This is a genomic window from Oleiphilus sp. HI0132, from assembly GCF_001635845.1.
On the sequence record NZ_LWGJ01000971.1, the window covers coordinates 1 to 654 of the forward strand.

Here is a 654-nt window from a genome sequence, read left to right on the forward strand (position 1 = left end):
TGAGTGGGTGCCTTGACCCGATGGAACCGCCGTTGGCCATAGGTATCTTCGGCGTATACGCCATCGAGAAATAGCATGTGGTAATGGACATTAAGGTTGAGCGCAGAACCAAAGCGTTGGATCAACGTCACTGCACCGGTTTGTGCGGTAGCCTTGGTAAAACCAGCCTGCCTAATTAAATGCGTAGAGACTGTGCGGTAGACAATGCCTCACACTTTACCCATCAGCTCTGGATGGCGAGCCAGCAGGAATCGTAACTGGAAGGGAAAGCTCAGCACCCACTGGCGTATGGGAACTTTGGGAAACACCTCATCCACCAAGAGCGCGGCACTCTCCGCCATCCGGCGGGCACCACAGCTGGGGCAGAACCCTCTGCGCTTGCAGCTAAATGCGACCAATCGTTCATGATGGCAATCCTCGCAGCGGACACGCAAAAAGCCATATTCCAGCCGACCACATTGGAGAAAATCTTCGAACTCTCTCTGAACGTAACGAGGCAAGCTTTGTCCCTGACCCTCCAACGAGGACTTAAAGACAGGATAATGTTCCTGAACCAATTGATAGAGGAGCGTCTTTTCGGGCTGATGGCGTTCATAGTATGGTGCTTGACTCGCCCAGACATTCCTTGCCGGTGACATGAGTATCCTCCTTGAT

Annotated in this window: 1 pseudogene; it reads right to left on the reverse strand. The window is 52.8% G+C overall.

Features of this window, described 5'->3' with window-relative positions:
- A pseudogene (locus A3766_RS10985) lies at positions 1–638 on the reverse strand (transposase zinc-binding domain-containing protein); the annotation flags it as partial.
- Positions 639–654 lie beyond the last annotated feature (16 nt).